General features: G+C 59.7%; 19 protein-coding genes and 1 tRNA gene. 18 read left to right on the top strand and 2 right to left on the bottom strand.

Features of this window, described 5'->3' with window-relative positions:
- The first annotated feature begins 12 nt into the window (after window positions 1-12).
- From H8790_RS06905 to H8790_RS13985, 5 genes are read left to right on the top strand one after another with little or no spacing between them, the layout of a single operon-like run.
- Complete coding sequence (locus H8790_RS06905; RefSeq protein WP_187334145.1) at window positions 13-450, top strand: phage tail terminator family protein; 438 nt, start codon at window positions 13-15, stop codon at window positions 448-450.
- A 21-nt stretch (window positions 451-471) separates the two neighbouring features.
- Window positions 472-1,563 carry a phage tail sheath subtilisin-like domain-containing protein gene (locus H8790_RS06900; protein WP_187334144.1) on the top strand — a complete coding sequence of 364 codons (1,092 nt, stop codon included), beginning with the start codon at window positions 472-474 and terminating at the stop codon, window positions 1,561-1,563.
- A gap of 14 nt (window positions 1,564-1,577) precedes the next feature.
- Entirely contained in the window at window positions 1,578-2,018 is a 441-nt protein-coding gene (locus H8790_RS06895; RefSeq protein ID WP_187334143.1) for a phage tail tube protein, read from the top strand.
- Entirely contained in the window at window positions 2,019-2,414 is a 396-nt protein-coding gene (locus H8790_RS06890) for a phage tail assembly chaperone (RefSeq protein WP_187334142.1), read from the top strand.
- A gap of 29 nt (window positions 2,415-2,443) precedes the next feature.
- Window positions 2,444-2,566, top strand: a complete 123-nt coding sequence (locus H8790_RS13985) for a hypothetical protein (RefSeq protein ID WP_256404930.1) — start codon at window positions 2,444-2,446, stop codon at window positions 2,564-2,566.
- A gap of 36 nt (window positions 2,567-2,602) precedes the next feature.
- Here the strand turns inward: H8790_RS13985 and H8790_RS06885 are convergent, their stop codons facing one another.
- Complete coding sequence (locus tag H8790_RS06885; RefSeq protein WP_187334141.1) at window positions 2,603-3,166, bottom strand: hypothetical protein; 564 nt, start codon at window positions 3,164-3,166, stop codon at window positions 2,603-2,605.
- Between the two features lie 85 nt (window positions 3,167-3,251).
- Here H8790_RS06885 and H8790_RS06880 point away from each other — a divergent pair, with 85 nt between their 5' ends.
- Genes H8790_RS06880 through H8790_RS06830 form a run of 11 tightly spaced genes read left to right on the top strand, consistent with a single transcriptional unit; the run spans window position 3,252 to window position 10,974 of the window.
- Window positions 3,252-5,327: a tape measure protein gene (locus H8790_RS06880; protein WP_187334140.1), complete on the top strand. Its 2,076-nt coding sequence runs from the start codon at window positions 3,252-3,254 to the stop codon at window positions 5,325-5,327.
- A 1-nt stretch (window position 5,328) separates the two neighbouring features.
- On the top strand, window positions 5,329-6,102 hold the full coding sequence (locus H8790_RS06875) for a LysM peptidoglycan-binding domain-containing protein (RefSeq protein WP_187334139.1): 774 nt from the start codon (window positions 5,329-5,331) through the stop codon (window positions 6,100-6,102).
- Window positions 6,099-7,070: an XkdQ/YqbQ family protein gene (locus tag H8790_RS06870; RefSeq protein WP_187334138.1), complete on the top strand. Its 972-nt coding sequence runs from the start codon at window positions 6,099-6,101 to the stop codon at window positions 7,068-7,070. Before H8790_RS06875 ends, H8790_RS06870 begins: the two co-directional genes overlap by 4 nt.
- Window positions 7,067-7,372 carry a hypothetical protein gene (locus tag H8790_RS06865; protein WP_187334137.1) on the top strand — a complete coding sequence of 102 codons (306 nt, stop codon included), beginning with the start codon at window positions 7,067-7,069 and terminating at the stop codon, window positions 7,370-7,372. Before H8790_RS06870 ends, H8790_RS06865 begins: the two co-directional genes overlap by 4 nt.
- Window positions 7,369-7,785 carry a DUF2634 domain-containing protein gene (locus tag H8790_RS06860; RefSeq protein WP_243208585.1) on the top strand — a complete coding sequence of 139 codons (417 nt, stop codon included), beginning with the start codon at window positions 7,369-7,371 and terminating at the stop codon, window positions 7,783-7,785. The genes H8790_RS06865 and H8790_RS06860 overlap by 4 nt, the downstream gene beginning before the upstream one ends.
- Entirely contained in the window at window positions 7,778-8,872 is a 1,095-nt protein-coding gene (locus H8790_RS06855; protein WP_187334136.1) for a baseplate J/gp47 family protein, read from the top strand. Before H8790_RS06860 ends, H8790_RS06855 begins: the two co-directional genes overlap by 8 nt.
- Window positions 8,869-9,414, top strand: a complete 546-nt coding sequence (locus H8790_RS06850) for a putative phage tail protein (RefSeq protein ID WP_187334135.1) — start codon at window positions 8,869-8,871, stop codon at window positions 9,412-9,414. The genes H8790_RS06855 and H8790_RS06850 overlap by 4 nt, the downstream gene beginning before the upstream one ends.
- Entirely contained in the window at window positions 9,407-10,015 is a 609-nt protein-coding gene (locus H8790_RS06845) for a hypothetical protein (protein ID WP_187334134.1), read from the top strand. Before H8790_RS06850 ends, H8790_RS06845 begins: the two co-directional genes overlap by 8 nt.
- A gap of 9 nt (window positions 10,016-10,024) precedes the next feature.
- Entirely contained in the window at window positions 10,025-10,510 is a 486-nt protein-coding gene (locus H8790_RS06840; RefSeq protein WP_187334133.1) for a hypothetical protein, read from the top strand.
- 21 nt (window positions 10,511-10,531) lie between these two features.
- Window positions 10,532-10,840: a hypothetical protein gene (locus H8790_RS06835; protein WP_187334132.1), complete on the top strand. Its 309-nt coding sequence runs from the start codon at window positions 10,532-10,534 to the stop codon at window positions 10,838-10,840.
- Entirely contained in the window at window positions 10,837-10,974 is a 138-nt protein-coding gene (locus tag H8790_RS06830; RefSeq protein WP_187334131.1) for an XkdX family protein, read from the top strand. Before H8790_RS06835 ends, H8790_RS06830 begins: the two co-directional genes overlap by 4 nt.
- Before the next feature lie 606 nt (window positions 10,975-11,580).
- Here H8790_RS06830 and H8790_RS06825 read toward each other — a convergent pair.
- A tRNA-Pro gene (locus tag H8790_RS06825) sits at window positions 11,581-11,656 on the bottom strand.
- Window positions 11,657-11,834: 178 nt separating this feature from the next.
- Here H8790_RS06825 and H8790_RS06820 point away from each other — a divergent pair.
- Window positions 11,835-12,749 (top strand): M23 family metallopeptidase, encoded by a 915-nt coding sequence (locus H8790_RS06820; protein ID WP_243208584.1) that lies wholly within the window; start codon window positions 11,835-11,837, stop codon window positions 12,747-12,749.
- Complete coding sequence (locus H8790_RS06815) at window positions 12,733-13,314, top strand: zinc metalloprotease (protein WP_187334129.1); 582 nt, start codon at window positions 12,733-12,735, stop codon at window positions 13,312-13,314. Before H8790_RS06820 ends, H8790_RS06815 begins: the two co-directional genes overlap by 17 nt.
- The last annotated feature ends 15 nt before the right edge of the window (window positions 13,315-13,329 follow it).

Genomic DNA, 13,329 nt, shown 5'->3' with positions numbered 1-13,329 from the left:
AGGGGGAGTTCCATGGAGATCAATACAGTCATCCAGGCGGTAAAAGGAAGGCTGGAGGCCCTCTGGCCGGGAGAGATGGTATATGAGGATCAGCTGCCCTCCGACTTTACGCGGCCTTCCTCCCTGCTAAAATGCGGAGCTGTGGAGATCCGGGATGTAAACATTGGCTTGATCCGCACGGACCTCACCATACGGATCACTTGCTTTGCGGCGGTGGATGAGCATGACAGCAGCCGCGCGCAGTTGAACGAACGGCTGGACCGCTGTCTGGCCCTTTTCTCCGGCGGGGCGCTTTCAGTGGAGAAGCGGTACCTGACAGCAAGCACTGTATCCGGGATGACGGAGGCGGACAACGCGCAGGCCACCATCCGACTCTCCTGGACGGATATGCGCCCGGGATATCAAGAGAGCGATCAGCAAAAGATGGAGCACTATGAGCTCCACACATAATTGATAGAAAGGAATGATTGTATGGCAGCAAGCATTGGCCTGCCCAGTTTGACCATCCGCTTTGAGGCGGCTGCTCAGACCGTGGCAAATCGCAGCAAGAAGGGGGTCGTGGCCGTCATGGTTCGCGACACCAAGGAAACAGGGGTGCATCCGCTTTCCACGGCTGCCCTGATCCCGGCAACGCTGGGCCAGGACAACCAGGATTACATTGCCCGGGCCTTTACCGGCAGCGACCGGGGAGGCCCCAGCAAGGTGATCGCCGTGGTGATTGGGACAGGTACAGAGGACACATCAGCGCTGGAAGAGGGACTCAAGCTCATTGAGTCCTACAGCATCGACTATCTGGCCGCGCCGCCCGATGTGACTGAGGCGGAGGAAACCGTCCTGAAAACCTGGGTGGAGAACCAGCGCAAGGCATACCGGACGGTGAAGTGGGTGGCGCCCGGCGTTGCGGCGGACTCCATGGGCGTCATCGACTTTGAGGATACCGGTCTTGCCGTCGGGAGCAAGACGTACACCGCAGCCCAGTACTGCAGCCGGATTGCCGGCATCCTGGCCGGCATTCCCATGGGTTCCAGTGCCACCTATGCCTCCCTGGGCGAGCTCTCCGCAGTCACCGCCAGGACGGGTGCGGAACAGGCGGCGGCCATTGACGCGGGCAAGCTGATCCTGATCCACGACGGCCAGAAGGCCAAGATTGCCCGGGCGGTCAACAGTTTGACCACCATTCCCGCAGATGGCAGGGAGGATTGGCGCAAGATTAAGATCGTGGAGGGCATGGACCTGATCACCTACTATCTGCGCACCACCATCGAGGACGAGTACATCGGGCGGTTTGCCAACACCTACGACAACAAGTGCCTGCTGGTGACGGCCATCACGGATTACTTCTCCTATCTGGAGCAGGTGGGCGTTCTCTCGAAGGGCGAGAGCTATGTCCAGATCGACGTGGAGGCCCAGGAGAAGTGGCTCAAGTCTCAGGGGGTGGAGACTGCCGGCTTGACACAGCAGCAGATCAAGGAGCATGACACAGGCAGCTGGGTGTTCCTCAAGTGCGGCGGCCGGCTGGCGGACGCCATGGAGGACTTTGAGGTCCTCTTCAACAACCTGTAAGGAGGAAGCGATCCATGAGTAAGACGATTGATAATGCAAAGCGAACCATCAACGGAACATACGGGGAGGTCTGGTGCGACGGCGAGAAAATCGCCGAGTGCACCGCCTGCCAGGCCAAGGTGGCCATCAACAAGGAGACGGTGAACCTGTGCGGCCAGTTCATGTCGGACGCAAAGGCCACCAGCGCCAACGGCACCGGAAGCCTGGAGCTCTACAAAGTGGACAGCGGCTTTGCCCGCAAGCAGGACGGCATTCAGGACGGCATGGACCGCCGCTTCACCATTGTGAGCAAGCTGAAGGACCCGGACAGCTACGGTGCGGAGCGGGTGGCCCTCTACAATGTCAGCTTTGACGATTTGACATTGGCCGATTGGAAGGCCGCCACGGTAGGCACCGTAACCAAGGCCTTCACCTTCAGCCGCTACCAGTACTTAGACGAGATCGAGGTGCAGTAAATGAGCGAGGAAAAGAAAACAGACCTTCTGGCGCTGCTTCTGCGGCCGGAGGCTCCCGATGTGACGCATCAACTGCCCACGGCCCGCTACAAGGTGCAGCGGCTTTCGGAACTGCTGGGGCAGGATGTGGTCTTTTCGCTGCGGGGCCTGCCCTACGGCAAGGTGCAGCGGCTCCGGGAGAGCGGCGGAGACGACATGAACGTGCAGATCCTGCTGGCGGGATGCGAGGAGCCGGATCTGAGGTCACCCCAGCTGCAGGAAAAGTACGGTGCGGCCACACCGGCGGAGGCGGTGAAGGCGCTGCTGCTGCCGGGCGAGATCGAGGATTTGAGCCGGGCGGTGGAAAAGCTGTGCGGCTACCGGCGGATGACCATTGAAGAAGTAAAAAACGCTTAGAGGAGGGCAGCGACCCAGAGCTGAGCCTGGTGAGCTATTTATTCCAGGCCCATCACTGGACACCGGAGATGTACTATGGGATGGATGCGGGCGGCCGGGACCTGACCTGGGCGCTGGCCCTCCGGGAGATCGAGCAGCGCAGTGAGCGCTGAAAAAACCCCGCCTCCTGCGGGAGGCGGGGAAGGGGATCATCCGCATTCATTTTCCAAAGGGGCGGAGAGTTTGCGGAGCCTGGCGCAGAGGCCGGGCAGACGGGGATCGTCCGGGGCGCAGGATTCGATCCGGCTGATGAGCTCCAGCTGGTCGTCCATACGGTAGCGGCTGGGCTTGAAATGACGGACAAAATCATAGTTCAGTTCATCGGTGAAATCGTCGGCCTGACGCCAGAATTCTTTGTACTTTTCCCGATAGTCATTGGCCAGTTTGTACCAATCGGGGCTCTTTGGAACGCAGCCGGACAGTTCAACGGCTATGTCGAATACCCTTTCCGCCTGGTATTGGATGCCTGTAAGCATCCCATTCAGGGATTCCCTGGCAACGGCCTCGAGCCTGGCCTGACGGCGGGCAAGCTCCTTCACCAAGGTGTAGCCATAGATGCCGCAGGCGAGGATTACGCAGCCATATATAAACAGAAAGAGATAAAACGATTCCCGTGTGAACACGAATAAAAGAAGAAGAAACGGGGCGGTCATGATGCCACCTCCGGTAAGCAGGAAGCGTTGATCGCAGCAGAAGATTCTAAATTTTCCCATGGGAACACCTTCCTTTCACATGCGGAATTTTTTTACAGCTTTATCGTACCACATTGAGATAGAAAGTCAATAAGGAGGTGGCTGCATGGCGGAGGACGTAGGAATCGTCATATCGCTGAAGGACGGCGTAAGCCCCGTTCTGAAGAGCATCGCGGGGAACGTGAAGTCCTTTGACAAGGACATGGAAAACCTGGAAGAAAGCGTGGAGGGCTACAGCAAGGCCCAGCAGAAGCTGGTCAAGGATTCGGCTGAGCTGAAAAGCAGCCTGATCCAGGCGGATGTCAAGGTAAAGGAGGCCACAAAGAGCTACAAAAAGCTGAAGGATGAGGCCAGCCGCGGGGCCATGGATGAGGCCATCAAGGAGCAGCAGGAGCTGAAGCAGAAGCTTGCGGATGTGAATGTGCAGCTGCAGACCAACGTATCCGGATACAAGGCGATGAACAAGGCCGCCCTGGACAGCGCCGTCTCCGCCCGGAAGGCGGAGAACCAGAGCGGCGTACTGGGGTCGTCTCTGGGGAAAAGGTTTGCCGCCTCGGGCATCTTCAATATGCTGGCAGGATCTGTCTCCGGAGCGGCAAACCAGTTTTTCAGCAGCGCATTGGGAGTCCCTGAGGCCGACTTCCTCTCGCAGACAATCGGCGGAGCGATCAGCGGCGCAGCGGCCGGCGCGGTTGCGGGACCTTTGGGCGCTCTGGCCGGCGCCGGTTTTGGCATGTTTTCGGGAGCGATCAGCGGCGGGACACAGATTGAAAGCGCGAAGGATGACGCCTTCAAAAGCTACTACAACAACCTCTACGACGAGGCGGCGCAGCGGCAGGCCGCATCGCTGGAGAGCGGCAGTGCCACCGCAGCCCAGCGGGAAAAGGACAAGATTTCCTTTGCCACGCTGTTCGGCGACCAGGGCACGGCGGACAGCTATCTCTCCGATCTGGTGGACATGGCCAACTACACGCCGTTCTATTACGACGATCTGACGGCCATGAGCAAGACGCTGGCCACCTATGGCTACGGGGCGGACAGCATCTTGCCGGTTCTCACCACCATCGGCGACGCGGGGGCGGCCCTGGGACAGTCCACCGCGGACATGACCACGGTGGCTCAGGCGCTGGGGCGGATGAAGTCCAGCGGAAAGACCACGCTGGAATACCTGAATATCCTCAACGACCGGGGGATCGGGGCCGTGGGGATGCTTGCCGACAAATACGGCGTGGACCAGGGCACCATGTACAGCATGATTTCAAGGGGCGACGTGGAAGGCGGACGGGCCGTGGACATTATTCTGGAAGCGCTGGAGGGGAAATATGCGGGTTCCATGGAGGAAATGTCGCAGACCTTCCCGGGCCTCACCTCCACGCTTGAGGGCCTTGAGCAGGAGCTTGCCAACGCCATGGGCAAGGGCTACAACGACACACGCACCTCTGGCCTTTCCGATCAGATCGCGGCCTACGGCGGGGAGCTGGGCAACGCGCTGATAGACCTGAACGGCAGGATCGGCGAACACAAGGCATCCATGGACAACCTGTCGGACCAGTATCAGCGGGAGGCGCTGTCGGCGGTGCTGTTAGGCCAGGAGACCTCACTGTATGATGATAAAACCTCTCAGCGGCTGCAGGAGATGGGGGAGCGCTACGCGGAGCTGAAGGAACGCTCCGACGCGGGAGACGAGGCGGCGGTGAACGAAATGGCAGAGCTGAAGGGCCAGGCGGAAAGCCTTGCCACAGCCGCCTATGAATCCAGCGACCAGTACAGCGCCATGATCGACGCGCAGCAGGATTCCGTCGCGGCCACCCGGGAGCTGACTGCAGCCTTTGGCGGCTGGAGCAACAGCTACAGGCTTCAGCAGGAGAAAAGCAAGGGGCGGGCTTCCACCTTTGGCCCCTACACCGGCGACCCGGAGGATTACGATTTCAGCGAGGCACGCTACCGGGCGAAAGCCTATGGCATGCATCGTGTGCCCTATAACAACTATGCAGCGCTGCTGCATGAGGGAGAGCGGGTGCTGACGGCCCGGGAGGCCCGGGAGCTGGACCGGCGGAGTGGCGGCGTCAGCGTCCAGGTGACGGGCAACTCCTTCTCCGTGCGCAGCGACGGCGACCTGGACGAGATCGGCGAGGCCATTGCCTATGCCATTGAGCGGAAGCTATACGCGGGGGTGAGCTGAGATGTTGAGGACACTGACCTTTTTGGACGAGGCGGCGAGGATTGAGCTGACGCTGCCGGTGACGCCCTCCACCTACAGCTGGACGCATCACAACACGGTGGAAACCGTGTCGCTGGACCAGACCGGGGAGGTCAACTTAGGCGGCGTGCGGCGGATGGGGTCCACCACGCTGAAAAGCTGCCTGTTCCCGGCGCAGCTGTACCCTTTCTGCGTGAGCGGCGCAGTGGCGGACCCCTGGCATTACCTGATGCAGATAGAGCGCTGGATCGACGCAAAGACCACGGTGCGCTTTTTGGTGAGCGGGACGCCTACCAACGCCCTGGTGCTGATTGAAAGCCTGGAATACCGGGAGCAGGACGGTACCAACGACTACTACGCGGACATCGCCATCCGGCAGACCAGGACGCCCGCCGCGGCGGCTTTGTCCGCTGCGGGGACGGTGCGCAAGCCGGCGCGCCAAAGTAAGACCGGCGCCGCCTCCGCCAGGACCTACGCGGTGGCCAAGGGGGACACCCTCTGGCACATTGCCAAAAAGTTCTACGGCGACGGCTCCCTCTGCTGCCGTCTGGCGGCGGCCAATCCGTCGATTAAAAATCCAGACCTCATATACCCCGGCCAGCAGCTGACCATCCCGGCGCTGAACGCCCTGCCCGGCGCTGCGAGCCTTTCCGGCGGCGCGGCCATGGCTGCAAAGACGGAGGTCGTCACAGATGACGCAACGGGAAAGTGCGTCCTGAAGAGCGGCGGCGCGGCGGAAGCGGGGAGAGTCATATGAGCGAGTATGCGTATCACGTGTACCTGACCCGGAGCGGCGAGCGGAGCGTGGATGTGACAGAGCTGGTGCAGACGCTGACATGGTCCGGCAATGTGAACCAGGTGGGCCGGGAGGTGCGCTGCGGACTGCTGGCGGACCGGGCGCTGCCCTTAGAGCAGGGGGCGTTGGTGACGCTGCGCAGCGGCGGTAAGAGCCGGTTCCTTGGGCCGCTGGTCAGCGTCACCAGGGACAGCCAGAGCGCGGTGGCCGACCTTGGCGCGGTGGACCGGAGCTGGTATCTGACGCAAAATGAGGGGTGGTACAAGTTTCAAAACACCGCGCCGGAGCAGGCAGCGGCTTCCATTGCATCCACCTATGGGCTGCCCACAGGAAGCATCGCCAAAAGCGGCGTCACCGTGTCCCGGAAATTTCCGGGCGTACCGTTGGACAAAATCCTCACCACGCTCTACACCCTGGCGGGAGAGAAAAACGGGAAGCGGTATCTGGTGGGCTTTGACGGGGACGGACGGCTGAGCGTGCGTCAGAAGGCGGACTCGGCCAGCCTCTCCATCTCCTCCACCATGAGCGTGACCAGCACCTGGGACATCGGAAGTCTCCAGAACAGCGTGATCCTTTACACGGACACGGGCAAGCTGGTGCGCCGCATCGAGGACGAGCCGTCCATCGCTCTGAGCGGGCGCTTAAGCCATGTGCTGACGCAGCGGACGGGCGAGGACGTCTCCACCGGGGCCAGGGCATGGCTGGAGGATCACGGAGTGCAGCGGAAGCTGACAGTGCAGTGCATGGGAGACCCCCGGCTCATCACCGGCGAGGCAGTGATCCTGCGGGACATGGGCAGCGGCGTCAGCGGCCTTTTTTGGATCGACAGCGACAGCCACACCTGGAAAAACGGGATATACACCACGAAACTGACGCTGAACTTCCGGAACGTAAGCAGCGAGACCACAGCGGGGAGTGAGATCAAATGAGCAGGTCTTTTGACGAATCCATGACCGCGGCCGTGTCCGCCCTGATGCAGTTGGGGCGGCGGGCGGCGCAGCCCTCCGCATTTTCCATCGGCGAGGTGCTGCACTCCGGCAATGGGACACTGCAGGTCTCCTGCGGCGAGCTGGTGCTGGAACCGGAGGATCTGTACCTTGCCCAGGGGCTGGACTACCGCTGGAGCGTGGACGACGGCAGTGCGCTCAAGCTCCGGCGGGGCGACCGGGTGGTGCTGCTCAGCCTGGATGGACAGGACTACTACTTAATTTGCAAGGCGGTGAAAGCGTGACATTGTTTCCCATGTTTGATACCAGCGCGGCAGAGGAAGATGCCTACCTGCCCCTTTACCGGGACGCGGCGTGGGACTATGAGCGGGACGCTCCGGTTTTCTCCGGAGGAGCGGCGGCGGTAGCCTCCGGGCTGGAGGCGGTGAAAAGCTGGGTGTGGCGGGCCATCAAAACCGCCCGCTACCAGTTCCCCATTTTCTCCTGGGACTACGGCTGCGAGCTGGACGCGCTGGTGGGGCAGCCCTACCAGGAGGACACCAAGCTGCAGGAGGCCCGGCGCTACATCCAGGAGGCGCTGACAGTGAACCCCTACATCACGGCGGCCGAAGTCACGGAGATTGCCCTGGAGGGCAGCCAGGTTCGCCTGTGCGTGGAGGTGGACACCGTTTACGGAAAGGAGACCATACATGTTTGAGGACCGGACAACCGAGCGGATCAAGGCGGAGGCGCTTGCAAAGATCAACCAGGCCACAGGCCTGTCCCCCATGGAGGGCGGCTTTGCCGACGCCATGATCGGCCCGGCGGCGGAGGAGATCAGCAAGCTCTACAAGGCGCTGCCCGCCGTGGCGTCCATGCTGTTTGTGGATGAAAGCAGCGGCCCCTACTTAGACGCGGTGGGGCAGAACTATTTCAACATCACCCGCAAGGAGGGAACCTACGCCTACTGCGACGTCTCCCTGACGGGAGAGGCGGGTACGGTTTTACCCGCTGGGACGGCTTTTCTGACATCTGGCGGATTGGAGTTTACACTGGTGGAGGATGTGGTTATCGGCTCCACGGGGACGGCCACGGGCCGTCTGCGCGCCGCCGGGACGGGCAGCGCCTACAACGTGGAGGCGGGGGCCGTCACCCGGATGTACGTCAATCCCCTGGGCCTGAGCTCCTTTGAAAACGGAGAGGCCTCCGGCGGGACGGACGTGGAGAACGACAGCGCCCTCTATCGCCGGATCGACGAGCGGCGCAAGCGTCCGCCCACCAGCGGCAACGGATATCAGCTGCGCCAGTGGGCCATGGAGGTGCCGGGCGTGGGCGAGGCGAAAGTGGTGGAGCTGGCGGGCGGACGGGGCACCGTATCCGTGACGCTGGTGGATGCGAACGGGAAGGCCGCGTCCGCGGAGCTTGTGTCCGCGGCGACGGCGTACATCGAGGCGCGGCGGGTGGTGGGCAGCACGGTGTCCGTGGCCTCCGCTGCAGAGCTGGAGGTCTCCGTTTCAGCAACGGTGCAGCTTACAGCGGCCACCACGGCGGCAGCGGTGCGGTTGGAGCTTCAGGAAAAGCTGGAGGCCTACCGGCGGGAGCTGATCTCTGAGAAGTTCCGCCAGGTCTATTACCGGCCGGAGGAGGACGGGGCCTACACCATGATTTACAACCGGGTGGCGGCGCTGCTGCTGACCATTCCCGGTGTGGTGAACTACACGGCGCTGACGGTCAACGGCAAGACGGAGGATGTTTCCATCCCGGCGGGCAGTGTGCCGGTGCTGGGGGAGGTGCGTATTCAGTGAGCGACCTGATGGTCAAGCTGCCCCCATGCTACCAAAACAGCGCCCAGGTCCGGGAGCTCCAGCGGGTAATGGGCGAGATGACCGGCGCGGCGGGGGAGAGCGTGGAGGAGCTCCTCTTACAGTTGAACCCCCGGACGGCCAGCGGATGGGGGCTTTCGATGTGGGAGGAGGCCTACGGCGTGCCGGTGGACTTGTCCCGGCCGGAGGAGTACCGCCGCAGCCGCCTCCTGAGCAAGGTGCGGGGCCAGGGCGCGGCCACCTGTGAGCTGATCCGTTCTGTGGCGGAGAGCTTCACCAACGGAGAGGTGGAGATCGTGGAGCACAACAGCGAGTTTTACTTTGTGGTCAAGTTTGTGAGCCGCCTGGGGGTGCCGCCCAACATCGACGACCTGCGCTCCGCCATCAGCGAGATCAAGCCCGCACATCTGGACTTTATCTTTGAGTATCTGTACCGCACCTGGGGGGAGGTGAAGCCCCTGACCTGGGGGCAGGCAAAGACTCACACCTGGGGCGAAATCAGGGAAGGAGAATGGAATGACTGAGACAAGCAAGTTGAAATTACAGCTGCCGGAGGACAACAACACGGCGGACATCGCGGTGATCAACGCCAATATGATCCTTCTGGACGGCGCAGTGTCAGCCAAGGCGGACCTGCCCGGGGCGGACGCAGTCAAGGCGGCGCCCGTGGATGGGGACGGCGTGCTGGTGGCGGACAGCGCTGACGGCGGCAAGCCAAAACAGGTCCTTTGGAGCCGGGTGAAGGCGGTATTGAAATCGTATTTTGATGCGCTCTATGCCCTTACCGGCCACACCCACACCAAGTCGGAGATCACGGATTTTCCTGCTTCCATGACGCCCACGGCCCACAAGGCAAGCCACAAGACCGGCGGCAGCGATGCCATCGCGCCGGCGGACATCGGGGCGGCAGCGGCAAGCCACAGCCACGACGAGCGGTATTACAAGAAAAGTGAGATGGACGTAAGCCTATCTACAAAGCTGCCTTTTTCGGGCGGAACCATGACTGGGATGCTGACAGCTGCCGAAGATTCATCTCCAGCTACCGCAAAAGTACGCAATACCTCTCTCCACGCTTCAACAACAAACCCTGCTGCCGAGGGTGCAATCGCCTGGCAGTATTCTTGAGGTGGTCACATGAGCAGCAAAGCACTGGTGGGCGGGACAAGCTACAGGGTGAAGCAGGGGAAGACCCCTGTGGGCGGGGCCAACTACACCATCAAACGCGGGAAGACCCTGAGCGGCGGAACCAATTACACAATCAATCTGGTTGAAAATGCAACGGTGAGCGTAACCGGGACCTCCGCATACAGCGAGGTAAAGGTCAACGGCATTACGACAAGCTCTACCAACTTTACCATATCGCCCGGAACTTCTATCACTGTCAATTGCTCGGCAGCAATCAATACTGGAGCCTGGTATGCGTATCCTACTTTTAAAATTACCTTCAACGGGGCTACGGTGGCATCAAGAACCGGCACCACCTGCTCTTACGAATTTGTGGCGGAGGAGGGAAGGTCCTACACCATCGCTTTTACCGGCATTGAAACCAAGACCGGTACAACGTCAAGCTACACCAGATATACCATCATGTACACAAACGCCAACATTACGTCCAAATGACGCGGAAGGGGGACTGATTCTATGACAAAAGTGAAGATCAATGGAGCTGAATATGAGGCGACAATAGACGGACTGATGCACGACCCGGATTGGGATGGGCGGGAAAGCAAGGCAATTACGCTTTCCGGGGAGTTTGCGCAGGTCAATCGCATGTTTTCCGATGGGGCCGTGTGGAGCATCCTGGATGATCAAGGCGAGTATGACAACAGCGCCTTTTCCCTCCGGGGCGATCTGACCGTCCACACAGACGGCACCTGCACAGTCAAAATGGGTAAGCTTACCGATCTGGAGGACGCATATGCGCTCTTATATGGAGGGAATGGAAAATGAATACGAGGGCAAACGCACTGCGCAATCTCTATCGCTGCGGCAAATTGGGCAAGGACGGGCTGAACCGTGCGGTGGTGGATGCAGTTATTACGGCTTCTGAGTACCGGGAGATCACCGGTGAGGACTATGTGTAAGCGGCAAAACCGTGTCGATGACAGTGGAAAGCGAAACAACAGGCTGAACAGCAGAAACAGGCATGACAAAGGCGGGAACATCTCTAACGATGCTCCCGCCTTTAGTTCATGCTTTCATATTAATATTTTTTTGTTTCCATTTATGTAGACGATATGTGACAAACACGCCACAATGAAAAGAAAAATCTCTCCGATAAGCGCATTTGCATTAGAAACCATACCGTGAATAAGCAAAGAAAGCACAGCCGGGACCATGAATGCACCCAAGAATAGAACAAAAAACTTTCCGCAAAAGTTAACCCATTTATTGAAATCAAACGGCTTGATAACAAAAACTATTTTAATAATTATAGATACAAATAGGCCCATAAACCCAAGAATTGAGAGCCAAATATACCATGGTTTTTTCATCAAAGTTCCCCCAAAAAATATTAAGGCAATCAAAAGAGGTTGGCGTTATTATAACATATCTGCCACTTTTTTTTAAGAAAAATCCGCCGGAAAGCTACTATGCTCCCCGGCGGATCATTATAATACATTTTCAATGGAAATGATAAATCCGAACACATTACCCACTTGGATAATGTAGTTCGGATTATCATTATCTGGTCCGAGTGGCGGGATTTGAACCCACGGCCTCTTGGTCCCGAACCAAGCGCGCTACCAACTGCGCTACACCCGGAGACCTTACATATTATAGGTGGAGTTTGCCTCAATGTCAAGACATATTCCGCATCATGGCCTCATAAGGTGGAGTCAAAGAGAGGAGGCGGGCCATGACGGCGGGAAAGATCGGAACGCAGATCAGCAGATACTCAAAGAGAAAGGCGACTTACAGCCGGCAGAGAAAAGGATCATCCATGGGAAAGAAAGAGCGCCAGCACCTGACTCAACTGGCAGTCTGCGCCGCAATCTTTTTTTCCATGGTAGTCATCAAATTGGTGCTGCCTCAGCGGATGGTACAGCTGCGGGAAACCCTGAACAGCGTGATGGAGCAAAATATGGATGTCAAGGCCGTCTTTTCAGCGGTGGGACGCGGCATCTCCGGGGAGCAGGGGCTCAGCGGTACGCTGGAAGAAGTGTACCAAGCGGTTTTTCATCCCCAGGATGGGGAAGCAGTGGAGACTGCGGCCTGGGACTTGGGCCTGGAGGATACCCAGACACTGCTCAACCAAAGCGCTCAGGGATGGCAGCCGGCTTCTTGGCGGGTGGAGGCAGGAAAGACGGAAGAGGGCACTGAAAACGGCACCCAGACGCCTCCGGAGTCTGCGCAGCCTGTGGAAAGCAGTGAGACTACCGGCGAGGCCTCGGGTCAGGCAACTGTGAGCCAGCTGGTATGCACCAATCTGCCTGAGGGCGTCCGCATGGAGCAGGCTGTTTTGGATTTCTCCTACTGCTCACCCATTGTGGGCGTCCTGTCCTCCTCCTTCGGTTATCGGGAACACCCCATCGAAGGGGAGGAGAGATTCCACTATGGAGTCGATCTCGCGGCGGATACCGGCACTGCGGTAGGATGCTTTGCAGACGGCACGGTCACAGCGGTCGGTGAGAGCAGTTCCTTGGGCAAATACGTGACCGTGGCTCACGAAAACGGATACTCCACATTATATGCGCACTGCAGCAAAACGGTAGTGAATTCCGGAGCCTCCGTCACCAGGGGAGAAAAGATCGCTGAGGTGGGGGAGACGGGAATGGCCACCGGCCCGCACCTGCATTTTGAACTGCACAATGGAAGTGAATATTTGAACCCCATCTACTATGTCACGCTGTCTTGAGGTTGTCTCACCTGGATTTCTGCTGCTGGTTACAGCTTTTGCCCTTCAGCAAAGCGGGGAACTGCTGGGCTCAATCCTGTTGGCCGCCGGGCTCCATGAGCTGGGGCACTGGGCCGCGCTTCGATCTTTCGGCAGCCGGGCGGAGCGCTTCCGCCTGGCTGCCTGGGGGGCCAGGATGGCCTGCGGAGCGGGACTCTCCTATAGACAGGAGATCATCGCAGTACTGGCAGGCCCCGCAGCCAATCTGCTCTGCGGTTTCGCCTGCGCCCAGGCTGCGGGGCATACGGGCTGGACATCAGGGTATCTCTATGCCGGCGCCCATGTGATATTGGGCGCCTTCAACCTGCTGCCTATCTCCGTGCTGGACGGCGGGCGGGCCCTTGAGCTGATCTTGTCCCTCTGGGGCGATCCGGGGCTGGCCCGGCGGATTGTGAATGCTTTGAGCATATTCACGCTGGTGGGTTTGACCTCCGGAGCCCTGTGGCTGAGTGTCCAAAGCGGGGGGAATGCCTACCTTCTGGTGGGAATCGTGGGATTATGGAGCATGCTGCTGCGCAGGGAGTGACCCGCGCAGCAGCAT

The sequence above is a fragment of the Oscillibacter hominis genome (assembly GCF_014334055.1).
In the GTDB taxonomy this organism is placed as follows: Bacteria; Bacillota; Clostridia; order Oscillospirales; family Oscillospiraceae; genus Oscillibacter; species Oscillibacter hominis.
Note: the sequence above shows the minus strand (reverse complement) of the source record. Positions and strands in the feature narration are given on the sequence as shown.